Here is a 2,318-nt window from a genome sequence, read left to right as displayed (position 1 = left end):
TGAAGCATTAGAAATCGAAGAAGAAAGAGAAATTGTTAAAAGAGCTATCTTAACACTAAAGCCAAGTTATAGAGAGGTTATTATCCTTAGAGGCATTAATGAAATGTCTATCAAAGAAACTGCAAAAATATTAAATTGTAGCGAGTCTAAAGTTAAGGTGAATTACCACCGTGCGTTAAAAAAACTTCACACTAAACTAGAGTTTAATATGGAGGAGGTATTTGAAAATGCAAAGTGAAAAGGATTTATTTAAAAAGATAAAAAATTCACCCGATATAAACCCACGAGAAGAGTTTGTTATTGAAACTAAACGTAATTTATTACAAAAAGCTCATAGATTACATTATAAGAAAAAAATTAAAGGTTTTTCTTTGTATTTTGCTAGTATAGCTAGTTTCATTGTATTTATTATTATTGGATTTAACGTTTTTAGTAATGATATTAGTCAAATCTTAAGCGGAACAAATAATGTACCAGAAGAAGTTTTTAATGTTGGAGATGAAACTGAAGAAACATTGAAGGAGAAAGACATTAATATTTCAATTTTCCGTGAAGAATCTGAGCAAGTAGAAGAAGTACCATTAGAGAAATATGTCATGGGTGTAGTTGCAGCGGGAATGGATCCAACCTTTGAGATGGAAGCCTTAAAATCTCAAGCGTTGTTAGCACGAACCTATATAATAAGACACATCTTGCATTCAGGAGATATCTCACTACCAGAAGGTGCAATGGTTACTGATACAACTATTCACCAAACTTATCGAAATCAAGAAGAACTAAAAACAGTTTGGGGTACAGATTATGAAATGTATTTGGAAAAAGTAGAAGAAGCAGTTCTATCAACACAAGGTCAAATTTTGACGTTTAATAATGAACCAATTCAAGCTGCTTTTTTCTCAACTAGCAACGGTTATACAGAGAATGCAGAGGACTATTGGGGAAATGAAGTTCCTTATTTGAAAAGTGTTGACAGCCCTTGGGACCAAACATCGCCGCGGTTTAGTTCAAGTAAAGTTATCAGTATAAATGAATTTGAAAAAGCTCTAGGCATTGTTTTACCAGATGATAGTTCAATCGGTGAAATTAGTGAGCGAACAGAAGGTGGACGTGTAGCTATAGTTGTTATTGACGGAAAAGAGTTTAGTGGTAGAGAAATTAGAGGAAAATTAGATTTAGAGTCTACTGATTTTAAGTGGCAACGACAAGGCGAACAAATAACGATTGAAACTAAAGGTTTTGGGCATGGAGTTGGAATGAGTCAGGACGGTGCTAACGGTATGGCACTTGAAGGCAAAGATTATAAGGAAATCGTGAATCATTTTTATAATGGGATTGAAATAGAAAAGCTTAACACGTTTTTACCGCAGATATTATCTTTAATTGAATAATAAATAACAAAAAATCATTTTTCTTATTTGACTAAAGGATGCGTTTCTGGAATAACAGCAGGAACGTTTTTTTCTTTTCCCCCCTAAATAAAAGGAAATTAATGTTAAGATAAAATAAAGTATTAGGTGTTATTCATTAATGAGGCAGTTTAATGGAATAAGGAAATCCGAGAAGGCGTAAATGTTAGACTAATTATAGTATTTGATTTCACATTACTTAGGGGGGATTTGATGTGTGGAAATTTACAGTAATGTTGTTTTTGTTACTCATTGGAGGAATAGGCGGTATTGATATAGTTAGTCTTTTCGAAGGTAATGAAGTATTTACTGGTTATGTTGCAGGATTTGCGGCTATGGTTGGCATGATTGTTGTATTACTTATGTTTATAGTCGCACAATTACATAATATAGAAAGTAAAAAGGATTAGAGTTTGCCGCTAACGGGTGCGTTCCCTACAACATCAGCAGGAATGCTTTTTCACTAACGGAGCAGGATAATTAAAGATAGCTTCGGGATTATGTGTTAACTTTTATAAAGGAGGTGCTTGAATGAAAAAGTGGTTTATTATACTGGGAGCTACGCTAGTATTAAGCGTTATTATATTTAACTATGTTTTTTCAAAAGGAGAATTTGTTATCGGTTCTACCTCTTATATTGCTAAAGATGCCCCAATTGTGGAAGAAAGGCTTCCGTTTTATATGGGCTACGGTCTGCATTGGGGTGGTTTTGGAAAACCGACTTTAACCAACGTAACATTAATAAAACACGATGGAACGGAGCTAAATGAAGAAGATTTACAATTAACGGTCACTTCGATGATTGATGAAATGGGTGTAACGGGAGTGATAGACGAAGATTTCGCAATTGAAGAAGGGTATATCAACGAATACTTACCAGTAGAAAACTATAAAGTAGAAGACAACTTCATG

The 2,318-nt window shown here is 33.8% G+C and carries 4 protein-coding genes; all 4 read left to right on the top strand.

The genetic code is table 11. The features are described 5' to 3' along the window. Positions 1-238 (top strand): RNA polymerase sigma factor (locus CEF19_RS00545; protein ID WP_157801060.1); only part of this gene is annotated, 238 nt, incomplete at its 5' end. After that, a complete protein-coding gene (spoIID, locus tag CEF19_RS00540; protein ID WP_100404279.1) occupies positions 228-1,388 on the top strand; it encodes a stage II sporulation protein D in 1,161 nt (386 codons plus the stop codon). The genes CEF19_RS00545 and spoIID, both read left to right, overlap by 11 nt. A gap of 233 nt (positions 1,389-1,621) precedes the next feature. Then, positions 1,622-1,816, top strand: coding sequence for a hypothetical protein (locus CEF19_RS00535; protein WP_100404278.1), 195 nt, complete (start codon positions 1,622-1,624; stop codon positions 1,814-1,816). A gap of 121 nt (positions 1,817-1,937) precedes the next feature. After that, a partial coding sequence (locus CEF19_RS00530; protein ID WP_198510217.1) for a hypothetical protein occupies positions 1,938-2,318 on the top strand: 381 nt, incomplete at its 3' end.

The organism is Bacillus solitudinis (assembly GCF_002797395.1).
GTDB lineage: Bacteria > Bacillota > Bacilli > Bacillales > Bacillaceae_D > Halalkalibacter_A > Halalkalibacter_A solitudinis.
Note: the sequence above shows the minus strand (reverse complement) of the source record. Positions and strands in the feature narration are given on the sequence as shown.